21 protein-coding genes and 2 pseudogenes are annotated in these 18,642 nt (G+C 63.8%); 12 read left to right on the plus strand and 11 right to left on the minus strand.

The genetic code is table 11. The features are described 5' to 3' along the window. The first annotated feature begins 120 nt into the window (after positions 1-120). The 4 genes from B4F51_RS12255 to B4F51_RS12270 all read left to right on the plus strand — a co-directional run bounded on the left by B4F51_RS12255 (position 121) and on the right by B4F51_RS12270 (position 4,069). Complete coding sequence (locus B4F51_RS12255; protein ID WP_296225852.1) at positions 121-756, plus strand: LysE family translocator; 636 nt, start codon at positions 121-123, stop codon at positions 754-756. A gap of 25 nt (positions 757-781) precedes the next feature. Next, positions 782-1,984 (plus strand): low temperature requirement protein A, encoded by a 1,203-nt coding sequence (locus tag B4F51_RS12260; protein ID WP_296225854.1) that lies wholly within the window; start codon positions 782-784, stop codon positions 1,982-1,984. Between the two features lie 117 nt (positions 1,985-2,101). Continuing rightward, complete coding sequence (locus tag B4F51_RS12265) at positions 2,102-2,809, plus strand: glutathione binding-like protein (RefSeq protein ID WP_296225856.1); 708 nt, start codon at positions 2,102-2,104, stop codon at positions 2,807-2,809. A gap of 63 nt (positions 2,810-2,872) precedes the next feature. Then, positions 2,873-4,069, plus strand: a complete 1,197-nt coding sequence (locus B4F51_RS12270) for an MFS transporter (RefSeq protein ID WP_296225858.1) — start codon at positions 2,873-2,875, stop codon at positions 4,067-4,069. Between the two features lie 377 nt (positions 4,070-4,446). Here B4F51_RS12270 and B4F51_RS12275 read toward each other — a convergent pair whose 3' ends face one another. The 4 genes from B4F51_RS12275 to B4F51_RS12290 form a co-directional block, all read right to left on the minus strand. Next, positions 4,447-4,692: a hypothetical protein gene (locus tag B4F51_RS12275; RefSeq protein WP_296225860.1), complete on the minus strand. Its 246-nt coding sequence runs from the start codon at positions 4,690-4,692 to the stop codon at positions 4,447-4,449. Beyond that, positions 4,689-5,105, minus strand: a complete 417-nt coding sequence (locus tag B4F51_RS12280; protein WP_296225862.1) for a VOC family protein — start codon at positions 5,103-5,105, stop codon at positions 4,689-4,691. The genes B4F51_RS12275 and B4F51_RS12280 overlap by 4 nt, the downstream gene beginning before the upstream one ends. Next, positions 5,102-5,671, minus strand: a complete 570-nt coding sequence (locus B4F51_RS12285) for a helix-turn-helix transcriptional regulator (RefSeq protein WP_296225864.1) — start codon at positions 5,669-5,671, stop codon at positions 5,102-5,104. The genes B4F51_RS12280 and B4F51_RS12285 overlap by 4 nt, the downstream gene beginning before the upstream one ends. Before the next feature lie 120 nt (positions 5,672-5,791). Further along, positions 5,792-7,000 carry a PLP-dependent aminotransferase family protein gene (locus B4F51_RS12290; RefSeq protein ID WP_296225866.1) on the minus strand — a complete coding sequence of 403 codons (1,209 nt, stop codon included), beginning with the start codon at positions 6,998-7,000 and terminating at the stop codon, positions 5,792-5,794. Between the two features lie 128 nt (positions 7,001-7,128). Here B4F51_RS12290 and B4F51_RS12295 point away from each other — a divergent pair, with 128 nt between their 5' ends. The 3 genes from B4F51_RS12295 to B4F51_RS12305 all read left to right on the plus strand — a co-directional run bounded on the left by B4F51_RS12295 (position 7,129) and on the right by B4F51_RS12305 (position 9,458). Then, positions 7,129-7,482, plus strand: a complete 354-nt coding sequence (locus B4F51_RS12295) for a glyoxalase superfamily protein (protein ID WP_296225868.1) — start codon at positions 7,129-7,131, stop codon at positions 7,480-7,482. A gap of 35 nt (positions 7,483-7,517) precedes the next feature. Then, positions 7,518-8,264 (plus strand): DUF5677 domain-containing protein, encoded by a 747-nt coding sequence (locus B4F51_RS12300; protein WP_296225869.1) that lies wholly within the window; start codon positions 7,518-7,520, stop codon positions 8,262-8,264. A gap of 285 nt (positions 8,265-8,549) precedes the next feature. Continuing rightward, the gene (locus tag B4F51_RS12305; RefSeq protein ID WP_296225871.1) at positions 8,550-9,458 is read left to right on the plus strand and encodes a LysR family transcriptional regulator; all 909 of its coding nucleotides are present in this window, start codon (positions 8,550-8,552) and stop codon (positions 9,456-9,458) included. Between the two features lie 17 nt (positions 9,459-9,475). Here B4F51_RS12305 and B4F51_RS12310 read toward each other — a convergent pair whose 3' ends face one another. From B4F51_RS12310 to B4F51_RS12330, 5 genes are all read right to left on the minus strand, one after another. Continuing rightward, positions 9,476-10,273, minus strand: coding sequence for a glycine betaine ABC transporter substrate-binding protein (locus B4F51_RS12310; protein WP_296225872.1), 798 nt, complete (start codon positions 10,271-10,273; stop codon positions 9,476-9,478). Between the two features lie 12 nt (positions 10,274-10,285). Next, positions 10,286-11,308, minus strand: coding sequence for a zinc-binding alcohol dehydrogenase family protein (locus B4F51_RS12315; protein WP_296225873.1), 1,023 nt, complete (start codon positions 11,306-11,308; stop codon positions 10,286-10,288). Between the two features lie 125 nt (positions 11,309-11,433). After that, a complete protein-coding gene (locus B4F51_RS12320) occupies positions 11,434-12,345 on the minus strand; it encodes a patatin-like phospholipase family protein (protein ID WP_296225874.1) in 912 nt (303 codons plus the stop codon). A gap of 122 nt (positions 12,346-12,467) precedes the next feature. Beyond that, positions 12,468-12,773, minus strand: a complete 306-nt coding sequence (locus B4F51_RS12325; protein ID WP_296225875.1) for an acylphosphatase — start codon at positions 12,771-12,773, stop codon at positions 12,468-12,470. Positions 12,774-12,799: 26 nt separating this feature from the next. Continuing rightward, positions 12,800-13,099 (minus strand): hypothetical protein, encoded by a 300-nt coding sequence (locus tag B4F51_RS12330; protein ID WP_296225876.1) that lies wholly within the window; start codon positions 13,097-13,099, stop codon positions 12,800-12,802. A 467-nt stretch (positions 13,100-13,566) separates the two neighbouring features. Here B4F51_RS12330 and B4F51_RS12335 point away from each other — a divergent pair, with 467 nt between their 5' ends. Both B4F51_RS12335 and B4F51_RS12340 read left to right on the plus strand, forming a co-directional pair. After that, a complete protein-coding gene (locus tag B4F51_RS12335) occupies positions 13,567-13,830 on the plus strand; it encodes a hypothetical protein (protein WP_296225877.1) in 264 nt (87 codons plus the stop codon). After that, the gene (locus B4F51_RS12340; RefSeq protein WP_296225878.1) at positions 13,827-14,030 is read left to right on the plus strand and encodes a hypothetical protein; all 204 of its coding nucleotides are present in this window, start codon (positions 13,827-13,829) and stop codon (positions 14,028-14,030) included. Before B4F51_RS12335 ends, B4F51_RS12340 begins: the two co-directional genes overlap by 4 nt. 157 nt (positions 14,031-14,187) lie before the next feature. Here the strand turns inward: B4F51_RS12340 and B4F51_RS12345 are convergent, their stop codons facing one another. After that, entirely contained in the window at positions 14,188-14,919 is a 732-nt protein-coding gene (locus B4F51_RS12345; RefSeq protein WP_296225880.1) for a hypothetical protein, read from the minus strand. 844 nt (positions 14,920-15,763) lie between these two features. Between B4F51_RS12345 and B4F51_RS24650 the strand changes: the two are divergent. Further along, positions 15,764-15,808: pseudogene (locus B4F51_RS24650) on the plus strand (hypothetical protein); the annotation flags it as partial. A gap of 296 nt (positions 15,809-16,104) precedes the next feature. Here the strand turns inward: B4F51_RS24650 and B4F51_RS12350 are convergent. Further along, a complete protein-coding gene (locus B4F51_RS12350; RefSeq protein WP_296225881.1) occupies positions 16,105-16,353 on the minus strand; it encodes a hypothetical protein in 249 nt (82 codons plus the stop codon). 371 nt (positions 16,354-16,724) lie between these two features. Here B4F51_RS12350 and B4F51_RS12355 point away from each other — a divergent pair, with 371 nt between their 5' ends. Both B4F51_RS12355 and B4F51_RS12360 read left to right on the plus strand, forming a co-directional pair. Beyond that, on the plus strand, positions 16,725-17,609 hold the full coding sequence (locus B4F51_RS12355) for a hypothetical protein (protein ID WP_296225883.1): 885 nt from the start codon (positions 16,725-16,727) through the stop codon (positions 17,607-17,609). Between the two features lie 111 nt (positions 17,610-17,720). Beyond that, a pseudogene (locus B4F51_RS12360) lies at positions 17,721-18,428 on the plus strand (ShlB/FhaC/HecB family hemolysin secretion/activation protein); the annotation flags it as partial. Positions 18,429-18,642: the final 214 nt, after the last annotated feature.

The following is an 18,642-nucleotide window of genomic DNA, read 5'->3' on the forward strand; positions in this document are numbered from 1 at the left end:
TGAAACAAGGGATGGACCAACAACGCAAAAAACAAGAAATCCAAACCACCTTCCCCATTTGACGCTCCAGATTTTTCATGGATAACTGTGGCCCCACCCCAAAAATTTCAGGGAGCCACCATGACCCTCCAAACCTGGCTGGCCTTCATCGGCGCCAGCATCATCATCCTGCTCATCCCGGGCCCGACCATCCTGCTGGTGATCGGTGATTCGCTGGCCAACCGTGGCCGCTCGGCGTGGAGCACGGTCGCGGGCGTGGCCGCTGGCGACACCACCGCGATGACCGTGTCGCTGGCCGGCGCGGGCGCCCTGCTCGCTGCATCGGCCACGGCGTTCACGGTACTCAAGCTGGTCGGCGGTTCCTATCTGGTGTACCTGGGCATCAAGTCCATCGTAAGCGCCCGCCGCCTGCGCGACGACGCGCCCGAGGCCGCCATCCCCGTGCAGCAGAAGTCCGCGCGCCGGCGTTTCCTGTCCGCATGGACGGTGACGGCGCTGAACCCCAAGAGCATCGTCTTCTTCGTCGCCTTCGTGCCGCAGTTCATGTCGGCCGATCAGACCTTCCTCTCGCAAAGCGTTATCCTGCTGCCGACCTTCGTGTGCCTGGCCGCAGCGAATGCGTCCATGTACGCGCTAGCCGCCAAGCTGCTCGCCAAGCGCCTGACCAGCGTGGCCGCGCAGCGCCGCTTCGGCTACACCGGCGGCGCAGTGATGGTGGGCGCAGGCACGCTCACGCTGGGCATGCAGTCGGCCTGATCACCCAACCCACGCAGGAAGCCTCATGCCCCGCAGCTATCTCCGCGCCACGCCCGCCACATCAGCCGGTATGCATGGCCATCACCGCGTCACCAACATCGAGCTGTTCTTCGACCTGGTGTTCGTGTTCGCGGTGACACAGCTCTCGCATCTACTGATCGGCAACTTCACGCTCGAAGGCGGCGCGCAGGCGCTGCTGCTGATGCTGGCGGTGTGGTGGGTGTGGATCTTCACGTCGTGGGTCACCAACTGGCTCGACCCGGAGAAGCTCGCCATCCGCATGCTGTTGCTGGTGCTGATGACGGCGGGGCTGCTGCTTTCTGCATCGCTGCCGCAGGCGTTCGGGCCGGGCGGACTGGCATTTGCGCTGGCCTATGTGTTCATGCAGTTCGGGCGCACGCTGTTCTTCCTGTGGGCGGTGCGCGGCGAATCGCTCGCCATGCGGCGCAACTTCCAGCGCATCGGCGTATGGCTCGGCATCTCGGCGGTGCTATGGCTGGTGGGCGGGCTGGTGGATGGCTCGGCACGCTGGACGTGCTGGATCGTGGCACTGGGCATCGAGTGGATCGGCCCGTCGGCAGGCTTTTACACGCCAGGCCTGGGCCGCTCAACCACCGACGACTGGAACGTGGAAGGCGGCCACATGGCCGAGCGGTGCTCACTGTTCATCATCATCGCGCTGGGCGAATCGGTGCTGGTGACCGGCTCGACGTTTGCCGGGCTCGGCTGGAGCGCAGCCAACATCGCGGCGATGGCGGTGTCGTTCATCGGCAGCCTGGCGATGTGGTGGCTGTACTTCGACACCATCGCCGAGCGCGGTGCGCACACCATCTCGCACGCGGCCGATCCGGGCCGGCTGGCGCGCCTGGCGTACACCTACATCCACGTGTTGCTGGTGGCGGGCATCATCGTCAGCGCGGTGGCCGATGAGTTTGTGCTGGCGCATCCGGTGGGCCACGCCCATGCGGGCGCGGCGCTGGCGGTGCTGGGCAGCGCTGGGCTGTACCTGCTCGGCAACCTGCTGTTCAAGTGGGCGATTTTCGGGCGGGTGCGCATGGCGCATTTCGTGGGGTTGCTGGCGCTTGGGGGCATTGGGCTGGTGGCGAACGCATTGTCCGCGCTGGCCGTGTCCGCGCTGGCGACCGTGGTGCTGTGCGCCACCGCTGCGTGGGAGGGCTATGCGCGCTCGTGCGAGCTGCCCGAGCCCGCGCAGGCGCCTGGGCACTGAGGCGGGACTGCTGCAGCAGCAAAGTGGCCACCTGAAATTACCGATTTCTGGTAATTACAAAAGGCCAGTTCCCCGCCTAATCTGGCACTCAACCTCACGCATACGCCAGAGCCCACCATGATCGACCTCTATTACTGCGCCACCCCCAACGGCCTGAAGATGGCGCTGTTCTTTGCCGAGACCGGCCTGCCGCATCGCGTCATCCCCGTCGATATCAGCCGTGGGGAGCAGTTCAAGCCCGAATTCCTGGCCATCTCGCCCAACAACAAGATCCCGGCGATGGTCGACCACGCGCCAGCCGAGGGCAGCGAACCCGTCGTGCTGTTCGAGTCGGGCGCCATGCTGCTCTACCTGGCCGAGAAGACCGGCCAACTGATGCCGACTGACCTGCAAGGCCGCATGGAAGTGCTCAAGTGGCTGTTCTGGCAGGTGGGCGGACTGGGCCCGATGGCCGGGCAGATCGGCCACTTCAACGTGTATGCGCCCGAGCGCGTGCCCTACGCCATCGAGCGCTACACCAAGGAAACCAACCGCCTGTATGGCGTGCTCGACCGCCGCCTGGCCGATCGCCCGTACATCGCCGGCAACAACTACACGATCGCCGACATCGCCGCCTATCCGTGGATCGTGCCGCACGCCGGGCACGGCCAGAACCTCGATGACTTCCCGCATCTGCGGCGCTGGTTTGACGCCATCAGCGCGCGGCCGGCCACGGAGCGCGCATATGTGGGCATAGAAAAAGCCTACTCGCGCCGCCGCGAAGACATCTCCGACGACGAGCGCCGCGTGCTGTTCGGCCAGACGGCCGAATCCGTCGCGCGCTGACTGCTCGCGGCCTTCGGCCGCCCTCGCATTCCTTTTTTTTCTTCTTTCTGACAGGAGCCGACCATGCCGGCATCGCTGTGGTGGTTGTGCCTGGGCGCGTTCGCCATCGGCACGGAAGGATTCATGATCGCCGGCCTGCTGCCGGTGCTCGCCGCTGAACTGGGCGTGAGCGTGCCGGCGGCAGGGCAACTCGTCACGGTATTCGCCATCACGTATGCCGTGGGTTCGCCCGCCATGGCGACGCTGCTTGGCAACGTAGACCGGCGCCGCGTGCTGATCGGCGCGCTGGCTCTCTTCGCTTGCGGCAACTTGCTGGCCGCCGCCGCGCACAGTTTCGGGCAGTTGATGGCGGCGCGCGTTCTGCTGGCCATCACGGCAGGCGTGTTCCTGCCGACCGCCAATGCGGTGGCAACCTCGCTGGTGCCGGCGGCGCGCAGCGGCACGGCACTCGCCATCATCACGGGCGGCGGCACGTTGGCGGTGGCGTTGGGCGTGCCGCTGGGCGCGTGGATTGCCGCGCAAGGCGACTGGCGCATGACCTTCGTCGCATGCGGCGTGCTGTCGGCCTTTGCGACAGCGGGACTCGCCTTCGGCCTGCCGCGCGCCCTACCGCATAGCGTGACCACGCTGGCGCAACGCCTGACGGTGGCGCGGCGGCCCGGCATGCTGGGCGCGCTGGCGGTCTCGGCGCTGTGGGCGGCGGGCGGCTTCACGTTCTACACGTACGTCGCGCCGTTCTTCGTGCAGGGTCTCGGCTTCCGGCCGCAGAGCGTGGGCGTCGTGCTGTTTCTGGTCGGCAGCTTTGCGGCGCTCGGCACCGGGCTGGGCGGGCATATGACCGACCGCTCGGGCGTGCCGCGCGTGCTGGCCGTCAGCAGCGCGGGCATCGTGCTGGCGTTCTCGGTGCTGTCGCTGTCGGCGCAGGTGCTGCATGGCGCAACAGCCGCCGCCATCGCCATCGGCGCGGTCGTGCTGTGGGGCATGGCGGGCTGGGGCTTCGGCCCGGCGCAGGCAACGCGGTTGATCCGCCTGGCACCGGAGGTGGCGCCGATTACGCTGTCACTGCATGCGTCTGCCGTGTATGTGGGGATTGCGCTGGGCTCGAGCGTCGGTGCGCTGGCGCTGGCGCATGGGGGCCCGGGCATGCTCGGCTGGGCGGCGGCGGGGTGCCACGTGGTGGCGGTGGTGGTGTGGCGGATGGGCGGACGGCATGCGCAGACGCAAGCAACCGAGCAGACGGCCACGTCGGTTGCCCATTGAACACCGGCATCTGGACCGCAAACCGTCACACGCCGGGCGTCGAACTCGGCGCGCGAGCCCCAGACCCACGCGCGCCGAGCCCCGAGCCCGGCGATCAAGCCTCAAACCCTCGTGCCCCGAGCTTTGGGCTCGGCATTTTGGACCTCAAACTCTCGCGCGTCGGGCCTCGAACCCGACGTTCGAGCCTCAAACGCTCGGCGTCCGGACCTCAGAGCCTCGTGCTCGGCACTTTGAGCCTGACATTTTCGACCTTGAACTCTCGCGTTCCGAGCGTTGTGCTCGGCGCCCGAGTGTCTGAGGCTCACGCTCCACAGTTTGGGCTCGGCGTTTGAGCCTCGGAGCCTCACGCGCCGAGCGCAAAGCTCCACATGCAACGCTCAGATCGTCGCAGTCGGCGCGTCCCGATCATCCGTCGAATGCTGCTTGCCACGCCGATTCAGGTACGGCAACGCAAACAGATATAGCCCCGTGATCAGCAGCAACGCCAGCGGCAACAACGGCGCGTAGGTGATCCACGCCGGCGGCGTACCTCGCGCCATGGCGGCAAAGTTGGTGACCGCCGTAAGCGTGAACGCCATCGACACCCAGCGGTGAAACTGCCGAATCCACGTGCGGCCGTTCATTTCGCACCTCCTGCCGCCTGGATCATCTTCCAGCCGTTGCCGGCGGGGTCACGGAAGCCGGCATCGACGCTGCCGAAGCGGTCCACAGGCTCCTGCGTGAATTCCACGCCGCGGGCACGCAATTGCTCGTAGGTGGCGCGGCAGTCGTTCACGGTCAGGACCAGCGGCGGCATCGCGCCCTTCGCCACCATGGCGTGCAGCGTCTGCGCGGTGGCTTCGTCGTGCACGGGCGGCCCCGGCCGGAACAGGCCAAGCTGGAACGACGGCTGCTCCGGATGCTGCACCGTCAGCCAGCGATACGGACCGTTGCGCACGTCGGTGTGGACACGAAACCCGAGCTTGTCGACGTAGAACGCCAGCGCCTCGTCCTGGTCATCCACATACAAACCCACCACGTTGATCCCTTGGCTCATTGCTTCTCCTTCGGCTGTGTTGATGGTGGATTTGTACGCGCTGCCAAGCGGCGGCGCTTCTCCGAAACTGCTGTGGTGAGGTCGGGCCGCTGTGCCGCCTTCAGGACGCAGGCGGGCACGCGGTCGAGCTGTTGCGCCGCCGCCGTGGCTTGAGCCTCACGGCGCAGGGCGCTCGGGCTCTGCCCCGTGATGTCGCGAAAGATCCGGCCGAAGGTGCCCAGGCTTTCCCAGCCGGTGGCGAAGGCAATCTCGATGATGGGGAGGTCGGTATCGCGCAACAGCGTGCTCGCCTGCTCGATACGCCGCGTCAGCAGGTAGCGGTGCGGTGGAATGCCGAAGGCCTGCTTGAAGGAGCGCGCAAAGTGGGCTTCCGAGATGCCGCTCACCTCGGCCAACCGCTTGACCGGCCACGCCTCGTGCGAGGCCGCGTCCATCCGGTCCTTGGCGCGCAGCAGACGGCGCAGCAGCGCCGGGTCTTGCTGCGCATCCGTCGGCGCGTCCGGCGCGCTCACCGCACGGCCTCGGGCTGGCGCGATGGCTCCATCCCGCTCATCAGGCTGCGGCATGGCGGGTGTCTCCTGTGCTTTTTGGAGCCGCCAGCTTAACGCGTGCGCGCGGCGATTGCCTCTTTGTGGATGCGGTGGCGCGCGCCGGCAACGCTGCCTGCGCGCCCACCGTTCAGGCGGTCAGGCGACCGGCAGTTCGCGGATGGCGCCGGCCAGCTTGCGCACGCCCTCTTCCACCTGTGCGAGCGACGACGTGGCGTACGACAGACGCAGCGTCGAGCGGTCCGGATCGACCGCATAGAACGCGGCGCCCGGCACGAACGCCACGCCGCGCTCAATGGCGATCTTGGCCACCTCCGCCGCGTTGCGACCCGGCAGGCGGCCCCACAGGAACATGCCGCCGCGCGGGCGGTTGAAGGTCAGCTCAGCCTCGGGCAGCAGCGCGCGCAGGCCGTTGGCCATGGCGTGTGCACGCTCGGCATAGGCGGCGCGCGTGCGCGGCAACACGGTCTCCAGGCGGTTGCTGCGCAGATAGGCGGCAGCCGTGGCCTGTGCAAACGTGGAGGTGTGCGCATCGGCAAACTGCTTGACCATCACTGCGTTGCCCAGGATCTGCGACGGCGCGATCATCCAGCCCACGCGCAGCCCCGGCGCCATCACCTTCGACAGGCTGCCCAGGTAGATCACGCGGCCCTGCGCGCCTTCGGTCTGCTGGCTGAGCGTGTAGAGCGAGGGCGGCGGCGGCGCGTCGAAGTACAGCTCGCCGTACGGATCATCCTCGACGATCAGCAGGTTGTGGCGCACAGCCAGTTGCAGCAGACGCTGGCGGCGCTCCAGGCTCATCAGTGCGCCGTTGGGGTTGCCGAAGTTGGGGATCACGTAGAGGAACTTGGGGCGGCTGGTAGCAAGCACCTTCTCCAGCGCATCGACGTCCAGGCCATCGCCGTCAGTCGGCACGCCGGCCACTTTGGCGCCATACAGCTTGAACGCCTGGATGGCGGCCAGGAACGTCGGCGCCTCGACCAGCACCGTATCGCCCTCACCGATCAGCACCTTGCCCAGCAGGTCCAGGCCTTGCTGCGAGCCGGTGGTGACGAGGATGTCGGTATTGACGACGGTGGCGCCGCGCGCCTTCATCAACGTGACGATGGCCTCGCGCAGCGGCTCGAAGCCCTCCGTGGCGCCGTATTGCAGCGCGCGAGCGGCGTCGGTCGTGAGTGCGCTGTCGGCGGCGGCCTTCAGGCCCTCGACATCAAACAGGGCCGAATCCGGAAAGCCGCCGGCAAACGAGATCAGGCCGGGCTTGCCGAGCACCTTGAAGAGCTCGCGGATGGCGGAGGTTTCGACGTTTTGCAGGCGCGGGGCCAGCAGCGATTGCAGGAAATCCATGGCGTGCGTGTCTTTGTGTATGTGGTTCGAGTGCCCGCCACTTTACGTGATGTGCGACGTCCATGCATGCGAACGCGCCATCACAACGCTGACTACAATCGTGCACGCCAACCCGACAGGAGCGCAGCATGGCCGTCCGACGCATCGTCCCGAACCTGCATGCCGCCGACCCGGCGCGCGCCCACGCGTTCTACGCCGAACTGCTCGGCCTGGAGCCGTTGATGGACCACGGCTGGATCGTCACCCTTGCCACTACGGGCGCACAGATGGCGCCACAGGTCAGCATCGCCACCGAGGGCGGCTCGGGCACGCCGGTGCCGGCGCTGTCCATCGAGGTGGACGACGTGGATGCCGTACATGCGCGTGCCTTGTCTCTCGGTCTGGAGATCGTCTATCCGCTCGTCGATGAGCCCTGGGGTGTGCGGCGTTTTTATGTGCGCGACCCGTTTGGGAACGTGGTGAACATCCTCGCGCACCGGTAGGCGCAGACAAAAAACGCCCCGCTGAGGTAACTATCGTGATTGAACTCGACAAGGCCTACAAAGCAGCCAACGTAATCGTCGAAATGTTCGAAGATATCCTGGAACGAGCCCAGGTGCCCTCGGACTCAGAGCAAGCTGAGCTTGCTGCCTGCCTCACACTGACGATCTTCGAGCAATTTCATTCAGCCGTATGCCTGATGGAAGCCGACCTCGCGAGCCATGCTGCTGGGCCGATACGTTCCATGCTCGAAGGCGTCGCTGACCTGCAGAACCTTTGCCATTGCTCCGCTTACGTTGACCAAATGCGTTACCAGAGTGCACGTGAGAATGTAGCTCTCTTCGATGAGTTCGGGGCTTCTGCTGGCGTGACTGAAGACATGGCCTCTACGCTAGCCGAGTGGGACGCACTCGATCGACCGATCCGAGATGAGCTTAGAACTCGAGGATTCAAGGAACTCAAGCTAAAAGAGAAGTTGGAACGCATCGATCTGGAATCACTTTACTCATACTATCGAGTTCTATTCGCTCTCGTTCATCCCAACCTGACTAGCTTGCGATCACGCCATCGCACGTCGGCGAACTTGGTCTTATATCGTGCTGCCGCTGAACCGCCGCTAGTCGCGATGCTACTGCGCCTCGCAGTAGGCCTGCTTACACGAGCGATGGATGACGTTCATCTTTACACGGACCTCGATGTGGACGAGATCCACAGTGCCACTGACAAAGCGGTGGCACTGTGGCGCGACGCCGATCCAGACTTTGAAGACGCACAAAGCGAGTAAGGGCATGCACTGTCACAGAACAACCGCTCGCGTCGCTTCATGTGCGCGCCATCGGACCTCCTCAATGGAGCTCCATTCAATACCCTAGAAGTCGATGTAGCACCCGTGCTCGAAGTGATATTCAAACTTTGCAAGAGTGAAGGTGTGGAGGTGGTAAGCGAACGATGCAGACCGGCTACGCAAATACCTTGCACGGTTCGGCCTGGATTGGGCGCGGGTGCGCGCGAACTGATCGCTCGGTAAGATGCCGCCCATGCCTCGCCGCCCCACCCGATTTCGCCTGCAATGATCCGCCTCGACGATCTCACCATCTTCGTGCTGGCCGTGGACAACGGCAGCCTGTCGGCGGCGGCGCGCGTGTTGAACATTGCACCGGCGGCAGCGAGTGCGGCGGTCAAGCGGCTGGAGGCTGAACTGGATGTGCGGCTGCTGGCGCGCTCCACCCGCAGCCTGGCGCTCACGCAGGAAGGCGAGCGCTATCTGCAGCACGCGCGCCGCGCGCTGGCCGATCTGCAGGCCGGGCAGGATGCGCTCGCACTCGGGCGACAGGCCATCGGCGGCGAGGTGTCGCTGTCGATCCCGTCCGACCTCGGGCGCAGTGTGCTTGCCGGCTGGCTCGATGACTTCCTCGCCGAGCATCCGGCGGTGGCGCTGCAGGTGCGCATCAGCGACCGGCTGGTCGACATGTTCCGCCAGCGCGTCGATGCCGTGGTGCGCTACGGCGAGCCGGAAGACTCGTCGCTGGTGGCGCTGCCGCTGGCGCCCGACAACCGCCGCGTGCTGTGCGCCGCGCCTGCCTACTTCGCGCGCCATGGCGTGCCCAGGACACCGGACGACCTGCGCCAGCACAACTGCCTGCTGCTGGCGCTGTCCGACACCACGCACGACCAATGGACCTTCCAGCGCGACGCCGAAACCCAAGTCGTGCGCGTGACAGGCAACCGCGTCGCCGACGATGGCGAACTCGCGCGCCGTTGGGCCGTGGCCGGCCACGGCATCGCCTACAAATCGCGCCTGGATGTGCTGGCCGACCTGCGCGCTGGCCGTCTGCAAGTGGCGCTCACCGACTGGCAAGGCGAGGTGGCGCCACTGCATCTGGTCTGCACGCACCGCCTCACGCTGTCGCCCACGCTGATGCGGCTGCGCGACTTCCTGCAGGATCGCATCCGCGGTTACCTAGCCGACACGCCGTAGGAAACGGCGGCCACCCGCTAGGCGACCGGATCTGCGCAGCGCGCCAGATAGCGCTGCCCAGCTTCGAGCGGCGAACGCCCTTCTCGCACGATCTCGAAATCGAGCCGCGTCATCTCCGCATTGCCAGGCGAGAGTGCACGCAATGCCTGCACAGCGGCAGCCGGCAAGCGCTCACGCGCCGAGGCACGGAGCAGCAGCGTCGCGTCGTCCATGCCGCGCAGCAAGCCCCGCGGCTCGGCCAGCGGACGAATGCGATGGGTCCAGTGCAGGTATTGCGGTTGCCACAGGGGCACGACGGCCCAGCGCTGCTCATGCACGGCCTGTTCGAAGGCCGACACACAATCGTCCAGGCTGCCATTCTCAAAGTGATAGCCGTGTGCTGCCAGCCCATAGGCGTCGATGATCTCGCGCGAGAACCGCGAGATGCCCGCGCCCGGACCAATGCCCTGAATGCGCTTGGCCATGCGCGCGGCCACATCCGGGCGAGCGAGGTCAGCCACGCTCGATACGCAATCGACGGGTACATACTCCGGCACGCCCCACAGTGCGAACGGCGTGTACAGCACGCACACCCGCTCAAACGGATCGGCCATGGCATCGAGATAGACGCCATGGCTGCCCGGCAACCAGGCGGCGCACAGCAGATCGGCCTCGCCATCACGGAACAGTTGAAAGCCGGCCCCGTGCGGGCGGCGAACCTCCGTCACAGTCACGCCGTGCCGCTCTAACACGGCACGCACGATGCCAGCGGCCGCGTGGTGAAACGAGAGATCGATGGTGGCCAGCCTGACCACCGGCGGCTTGGATGTCGTCACGTGCGCCTCCGCTCAGAACCCTTCCAGCACCACCTTGCCGCGTGCCCGGTTGCTTTCAATGAAGGCGTGCGCGCGCTTGAGGTTGGCCGCATTGATGGTGCCGAACTGCTCGTTCACGGTCGAGCGCAGCGCGCCCTCATCGATCAGGGCAGCGACGCGGTTGAGCAAGCGATGCTGCTCGATCTGATCGTCGGTGTTGAACATCGAGCGCGTGTACATGAACTCCCAGTGCAGCGACACGCTCTTGGCCTTGAGCTTGCGCACGTCGAGCTGCGCGGGATCGTCGATCAGTGCGAGGCGGCCCTGCGGCTTGAGCGCTTCGACAATCTGCTCGAAGTGGTGTTCGGTCTGGTTCAAGCCGGCCACGTAATCCACCTCGCCGCCATGCGGAAAGCCGATACGACGCAGTTCCGCCGCCAGCGGCTGGGTGTGGTCAATCACGTGATGCGCGCCGAGTTCGCGCACCCAGGCAGCCGTCTCGGGACGTGAGGCGGTGCCGATCACGGTCAGGCCCGTCAGCCGGCGCGCTAACTGCACGAGCATCGACCCCACGCCGCCCGCCGCACCCACGATCAACAGCGTCTTGCCGCTGGGTGTGCTGGCTTTTGGCACCTGCAGCCGGTCGAACAACAACTCCCACGCGGTGATGGCCGTGAGCGGCAGCGCCGCTGCCTGCGCGAACCCTAGCGTGGCGGGCATGGTGCCGACCAGGCGTTCGTCCACTACGTGCAGCTCGCTGTTGGTGCCTGGGCGCTGCAGGGCGCCTGCATACCAGACCACATCGCCGGGCTTGAAGAGTGAGACGTCCGCGCCCACAGCGCGCACCACGCCGGCCGCATCCCAGCCCAGCACACGCGGCTGGCTGTCCACCGGCGGCATGCCGGCGCGCACCTTGACATCGACCGGATTGACGGAGATGGCCCGCACCTCCACCAGCAGGTCACGCGGGCCGGGCGTGGGTTCAGGCAGGGTGATGTCGACGAGCGCGTTGGGCGCATCGATGGGCAGGCTCTCGTAGTAGGCAACGGCTTTCATGATGGGCTTCCTGTTGGATGGGATGGCCGCATCATCGGCGCGCGGCAGGCTGGGAAACAGCCTCGCCGCGCAGATTCAGTTTCAACGCCAGGCGGAAAATCCCCGCTACGGTCTACGCACCGGCGTTAAGCCGTGGGTATGGCGTGAGGATCGGCAGTGCAGCTTGCGTGGGTATCGTCGTGATGGTGCTCACGCAGGGCGCCCGGCACGCCGGTGCCGGTCAGGCCATCGGCTGCCAGCCAAGCCGCCGTGGCAGCGGCGGCGCGGTCGATCAGCTCACCGCAGCGGGTGTAATCGTAGGGCGAGATGTCGAGCGGGCACAGCGGCGGCACCACGGCAATGGGCACCTGCCCGGCCCAGCGCTCCAGATCCTGCACAAGCTGGCGCGCAACCAGCAGCGACAGGGCATTGAGCGCGTGCTCGATGGCGCTGCGTGGTGCGCGGCGGTCGGCGCAGGCAAAGCCGGCCGGCAGCACGATCACTCGCGTGGCACCCAGCCGGATGGCGGCGGAGATGGGTGTGTTATTGGCAACGCCGCCGTCGATCAGCAGGCGGTCCCCAATGCGCACCGGCGGATACACGCCGGGGATGGCGGTGCTTGCCAACACGGCCTGCACGATGTCGCCGCTGGACAGCACCACCTCGGCGCCGGTGCGCATGTCGGTGGCCACTACATGCAGCGGCAGCACGGCGGATTCCAGCCGCGTCTGCGCAAAATGGCGCGTCAGCAGGCGCTGCAGGCCGGACGCATCCACCAGGTGTGCACGTTTTCCACCCAGCATGCCGAACATTGAACGCCACGACCACGGCATGACATCGGCACGCCGCACGCTGCGCCAGAGCGCCTCAAGCTGCGTCGTGCCGGCCACGTGCGGGTTGCACGCGAAGAACGCCGCATTGATGGCCCCGGCCGACGCCCCGACCACCATGTCCGGAATGACGCCAGAAGCCACCAGCTCGCGCAGCATGCCGGCCTCGATGGCACCCAGGCTGCCGCCGCCGGCAAACACGAAGGCTGTTCGTTCCGCTCTATCCATGACGAGTGCCGCATCGCAGCAAGAAAGATATGCGAAGGATGACTCAAACTAGAGTAGGCGCCGCCGACGATTGCGGCTAGGTGTGCCGACCGGCACTTCTCGCCCGCCGCGATGCCATTTGCCTACAACGTGGGCAACAGGTCAAAGTGCTCAAAGCGCGGAAACGGCGGACTGAGTGGGGTGATCTCGACCCGCTCGACAAGCGCGGCTGGCATGCCGTCGCTCAGCCAGTCGCACATCAGCGTCAGGGCCTGCGGCGTGCCCTGCAGCATCACCTCGACCGAGTCGTCCATGCGGTTGCGCACCCAGCCCGTGACGCCGAGCGCCCGCGCCTGACGCACGCAGGCTTCGCGGTAGCCGATGCCCTGCACGCGGCCGTGCACCCGTACCAGGCGGGTTGTCAGCGCGTCGTCGCTCGGGGTGGTCATGGCGGCACACATGCGCGCGGCAGCAATCAGCGCGGACGCTGCGCCGCATCGGCCATCGGCTTCCAATGCAGAAAGCCGAACAGCAGCGTCAGCAGCACGCTGTCGAACAGCGGCCCCTTGTGCAGGGCGACTTTCTTGAAGCACACGACAAGCTCCAGCAGGTGCACGATCACCAGCGCCATCGCTGCGATGCGTACCCAATAGATCACGTCCGGCGACAGCGGCAGTGCCGTCAGAAGGCTGCCCAGTGCAATGCCGTACACGGCGAGCAGAAGCACCTTGTTGAAGAAGTAGAACACGGCGAAGTCTCCCAGGATGTCGGTCATGGCAGCGCCCGCAACCCGGGAGCTGCGTGAGTCGGCGCACGGCAGGATACAAGGTGGCCCCAGGGCGCGTGCGCTTTAAACGCCATCGGCGGTTGCAAGCCACTGCACCAATAGGCAAGTGCCGAGATCACGACGCGCGAAAAATCCGCATGCCGTTTTTTTATCTCCACTCACGCGAGATCAAAGAAAACTTCACAGCGCGGCGCATTGAAGATTTTTCCGCACCGACCTACGCTGAAGCTCGAATTTACCCATCGCATCACGCACCTTCAGCCTCAACCCCTTGAGACACAAGGCTTTGTTCGCATCGCGCGTGGGTATTCCACATCTACTTAATTCAGGCAATGACGGCACGCCTGCATTCACAACCAACAAAAAAGGGGGACATTCATTGAATTTTGAATTGCAAAACAAAGCTCTCATTTTATTTGCGCGAAATTTTCCTTAACTCGTATTGGGGTGGTTTTATGGCCTTCAATAATGTAGGACCGCTCACGCTGCTCAACCCCGGCCAGACCGCGTACTGGTGGTACACCCGGAACGGCGGACAGGACTTCGGCACGCAGTTCGCCAGCGCCGACGTCAAGACCCCGAACTCCGGCGCCGTGCACCTGGCCAACGACCAACGCAAGGAGAAAGACAACAACGGCCACACCACGTATTTCGTGGCCATCACGAACCAAGGGCCCGGCGTCTGCTGGCACAACCTTCAAGGTGGGGGGATGGTATGAAGATCACCGTCGTAGTCGACGCCAAGGGCACGCTGGTCGCCGCCCAACAGAAGAACGGCGACAAGGAGGCCGGACTCGTGGCTGGCCCGGGCCAGAAGGTCCATGAGCTGGATGTTCCCCTGCAAGAGCAGGACTTTAAGGACGCACAGCAATTCGTAGCCAAGCTCGCGCCGCACATCCAGAACATCCGGGTGCATTGAGTCTGCGGCCGCAGCGAGCAGAAGCAGAAAGGCACATGTGTGAAGCCCGCCTCGCGGAGAAGGCGGGCTTCTTCGTTGACTGGGTGCTTGTGTAGGCGCTCACCGTCGCATCGACCGCATCGGTGCAGCGCAACCTGACCCGGCTATTCGCGCGGGTTCAGCAGGGCACCCGCCCAGTCCCGCCGATACCAGTCTGAAGGCACCACCGCTGTTCCGGTTGTTGCGGAGCCGGATACGGCCGCCCTGTGGCCGGGTTGATCGAGTCGTAGTAGTGACCAATAGGGTGCCGGGCTCTCCACTCAGCTTGCTCGGCATACTGTTTTTCGATCGCAGCACGCTGTTGAGCAATATCCGCTTTCTGCGCCGCATCCACCTTGGCGGTCATGGCAACCAGCCGCGCATATTTTGGATCGCGAGTGTCTTGCAAAGGAGGAAGCGGCGGCGCACTGGGCATGAAGAGCACAGCACCGGTATAGATCGGTACCGATGGGTTCGGTGGCTTGCTCCCGGTTGCCGCCCCATTGATATCCCACATCGTGGCGTTCATCGCGAGCGCCCGTTCGTAGTCTCGATTCACGTCGGCTAGCGTGGGGGTTCCCGACGGTATCGGAAACGGCTGCAGAGCTGGCGGAAGTGTTTGCCGCGCGAGAGGATCGATGGCACGAACCCAGCTCCCAGCGGCAATGGAGTATTGATAGAGCAGCGCCTGATAGGCCTCCAGTACGCGGGTGCGGTTCGAGGCCTTGGAATTGGCAGCGAGGGCCACGTATGCGTTCAGACTTTTCTCGTAGCTCGCTCTGTCGCTCTTCTGCACATTGACAAGCTGCTGTTGAGGGCTAGGCGGAGGAGACATCGCAGCACAGCCCGAGAGCACGCCGACGACGAACATCAAGCTCCTCGTCGCTCGAAATACCCTTTGCATTTGGCCTGACATAGAAGAACTCCCTTGAATCCTGGAACGCTGGAATACGGATCGGGACGCTGGGCTTGATGCCTGCGGACAGGGAGACGGATCACGTCCTCAGGCGACAGATCGCATGAATATATACCGCCCTATCTACCATCACCAGATTGCGTCGATTTTTGTTTCCGATTCTTAAAACATGCCGAAAGCAAGGCGAATACTCTCTACGCGGAACAGGTTGCCATGTAGCGCTCGTGACGCTCTTCGGAAACAGTGAGTTCCCGCTGCTCAAGGTGATTGCCAACGAGTAGCTCGCCCAGTGAGTCGAACAGCGTCTTTCCAACTGCAGTGCGCAAAACGGAGGACACTGAGACGAGGTGTTTGGTGTCGTTGTATTTCTTGGTCAAATTTATTTGACGCTGGTCATGCCATGCAGCCGGTTGCCAACGCCATCAAGGTCGAGTTTATTGGTAGTTCCAAAGGACACGACGAGGAGTCGATACTTTTGATTTGCCGCAAACGAGTGATTTATCGTCCGCGCCGGCAGTTCTTTGAGGAAGACGTTATAGGATTCCCGTAAGCCACCGCGACACCCCACTTTCTAGGGGCTGGGTTCCTAAAAATTTCCTCTCTACCGGGACAGCCAGCATCCTCCCCATTTTTTCGCATTACCTCGCTGGCAGGGAAATTCCGTGAATTAAAAAATACTGAACTCTGATTAAAGAGGCGCAATTCTAAATCATTGCAAAGCGTGGGTTGTTACAACACATTGTGAGGTAATTTCTGCTTAAAATCCGGCCTTCCGTAAAAATTACAACGCTGGATTGTCATGAACGCGAAGTGCTACCGCACCGTCTTCAATGCCGCACGCGGCATGTTGGTCGCAGTTGAGGAATCGGCGAAGAGCACAGTCAATGTAGCCAATTCGGCTTTCCAGAATCCACATTACGGCGACACGAATAGCCTCGGTGCCTCAGCTCTTCTCGGGCAAATGTTTGGCGGAGCCGGAGCTCGTGCAGGTGGTGCCGTACAGGCTGCCTCCGGTGCGGTCTTCCCGAGGTATTCACCTGGCGTGCCCGCCGTCCTGCAGATTCCAAATGCGACGGCACCTCTAATTGGCGCTGGCGCTGTTGTTCAAGGTGGCGGGTCGTTTGTGCCCTCAGTGTCAACTCAACCTGGCTCTCGAGGAAAACCTCGCTGCTCGTTGCCAAAGCCATTCTTTCCCCCTGGCTTCTCTTGGCAGCATTGGCTTTTTTTCGTGCAATCGGTTTTGCCGTTACGGTTAATCACTTCGTTGCACTCGCCTGTTTTTGCCTGTTCTGGTCCGTCGTTATTGCCATCTATCTGGGCGTACTGCATTTCCTGAAGAAGCGCGACGACCGGAAGAGTGATGAAAGGGCGAGAAGGTGAGGTTTTCATCGTCTAACGCATAAATGAGCGTAGGAGGGTGGCCTCACGAGTTGAATACACGTTCGTGCCGGAGCCGGGTAAGGACTACGACATCTTCATGCAATTCGGCAACAAGCACTGCTGGGTTTCGGTAAAACGCATTGACGACAAGGGCACGGACGAACCCCTTCCTCTGGAGCGCGCGCCGAAATGCCCCGCATCTTGAGGGCTTGTTGCCGGCCACACGACTGACGCAAGCCCTTCGTTGCCACTGGCCACTTGGAACCAGAAGCCAACAGGCCGAGATCCCACCGACCCCGTCTCCATTTACAGCGGCGCTCGCTCCCTATCAATGCGCGCAGCGCCATGCGAAGCATTTCTAACAGAAGGAACTGAAGAAGATGCAAGAGAAATTCCGAACCTACCTGTTGGCTGCAGCAGCAGCGGCAATGACCGTCGCCTGTGGCGGCGGTGGAGACGACAGCGGCACGGGCAACAGCGCGACTTCGCAAGCATCGGCAACCACGGCCGACGCTTCGTGCTTCGTGCTCCCTGCTAACGGGAAGACCGCGACCGTGACAGCGACCTCGACAATTCCCGTCCAAGTCGACATTGCCACGCTTACCGGGCTGGGTACGCAAACGTTCGAAGGCCAGTCTTACCTTGCGCTGGACGAGCGCAACCGCATCGACCAAGTGACCGGCAGCGACGAGCACCACACCCTTTACATGCTGCCCGGCGCTCCGTTCCTACCGGCAGGGGCCGTCACTTTCCCGTCCTCTGGAGATACCGCCCCTTCGTACCGCTATGCCTACACTTATACGCGGATGACGCTGGAGCAGTTGCGCAACGCCGTGCTTGGCGGCAAGGCAACCTACAACCTCTCGCGGGGGCTCACCTATTCTGGCCTGGTTTCGACGGTGCCTGCGGTGTCCGATTTCCAGTTGAACACGCCCGTCACGCTGCTGATGCTGGAACAGCGTGCCGGTGGCACCGACCCGCTGCCATCGTCCTTCACGGCGCGGTACATGAAGGAATTGACCATCACTTACGCCGGCCGCGAAGACGTCACGGTCGGCAGCACGACGTATGCGCAGGCGTGCAAGCTCAATGTCACCGTGCGCCGGTCCAACTTCTTCAGTGTTGGCATGCCGTTCGGCATCGATAACGTTGTATCGGGGTCGACGTGGTTTGCCCCAGGCGTTGGCTTGGTGAAGACGTCCGTACCCACCCCGATTCTGGGGAACGCGGGTTCGCTTTCCGCGACCGTGGCGCCTGCACAGTAAAGACCTCGCTAAACAGCTTCGTGCGGCGACAAGGGACGGCATTGCTGCCGTTCTTTGCCGCAGCACGAAGCCGCACTCATTGAGGCAATTTTTTTTCTACGCGCCCACATCATGCTGTCTGTTGTTTCCCGTGCTGCCGTCCTGTGCGTCGGCTCGCTGAGTTCGATTGCGCTTGCGCAGGTCGCGCCTCAGCCCACCACCGGCCCTGGTCCTGAAGTCCAACGTCTGCAATAGCAACAGGCCGAGCAAGCGCGTGAGCGCGCCAACGCCCGCCCGGACGCCTTCACGCCCCCATTGCCGACACAGGCCATCTCCCTGTCGGCGTTACCGAAGGAGACGCCATGTTTCCAGATTCAAGGCATCGTGCTGGAAGACAACGTCTTCCCGTGGCTGGCCGACCTGCTCAAGCCGGCCATCAGCGGTGTTCTGCATCGTGACGCTACGTCGCGTACTGGCGCTCAATTCAAGCTCTTCCGCAAAATCAACCGCAACTACCTGGACGACACCGAGATTGCTGTCCAGCGTCGCGACGTGGTGGACTATGAGGCTTCCATGTCGCATCGACACTACCTGGGACAGGTCGTGCTTGATGGCGGCTTTGCTTGGCGCGAGACGCTGCCTGACCACTCGAATGTGCCGGGTGTAGTGGTCGGTGACCCTGGCTACGGCGGGCGCTCGCAAATTGAGACGGCAAATGCCAGTCTGTATTGGCCATTCAAGCTGGCCAGCCAGGTGTTCGAGTACACGAGCAACTGGTCCATTCAGCACGTTCGCACGCGCGTGCTGCCCAGTGATTACTTCACCATCGGTAGTCGTCATCGAATGGCGATGGCGTGGGGCCCGAGAGACGTCCTCTGGTGGTCGAAATGATGCGCAGGTAGTCACTGAGCTGCTCTTGCAGCCCCTCCCGCCAAGAGGGCCCAGAAGCAAGTGCGGCAATGGGCGCGAGGTTAGTCGGGTTCCAGCGATTGAGGAGCCGCTCTCACTAAGGAGTCGGCCCTGAACAATTCCCCCAGTCCTTGCAGGGCAAGGC

Origin of the sequence: Ralstonia sp. UBA689 (assembly GCF_002298975.1) — a bacterium.
GTDB lineage: Bacteria > Pseudomonadota > Gammaproteobacteria > Burkholderiales > Burkholderiaceae > Ralstonia.